Origin of the sequence: Massilia rubra, from assembly GCF_011682065.1 — a bacterium.
GTDB classification, from domain to species: Bacteria; Pseudomonadota; Gammaproteobacteria; order Burkholderiales; family Burkholderiaceae_D; genus Telluria_A; species Telluria_A rubra.
The window spans coordinates 1-249 of record NZ_VUYU01000112.1 but is presented as its reverse complement, the minus strand read 5'-3'; the positions used below and the strand labels follow the sequence as shown (position 1 = coordinate 249).

Genomic DNA, 249 nt, shown 5'->3' with positions numbered 1-249 from the left:
GCTCCATTCGATGTCCCGTTCAATCGGGTAAGGGGGCTATTGCCCGCGACATCGTGATCGTCACTGGGGAGCTCATGTATCGCCGAACCGGCACTGCGGTGGCAGTTTATGAAACATTCAGGCTAGCAGCCTGTCGGACTTGGGATCGTCGGCTGCAAAAATACCTGGGACGGTCCATATTTCGCCGCTTTCTCGGCCAATAGCTCGCTATTGGCACTGCGAAATCGTCAAAATCTGGCCTCGCCCAGC

1 protein-coding gene is annotated in these 249 nt (G+C 56.2%); it reads left to right on the top strand.

Going from position 1 to position 249, the window contains the following annotated elements:
* A partial coding sequence (locus F0185_RS34570) for a hypothetical protein (protein ID WP_223164634.1) occupies positions 1-203 on the top strand: 203 nt, incomplete at its 5' end.
* Positions 204-249: the final 46 nt, after the last annotated feature.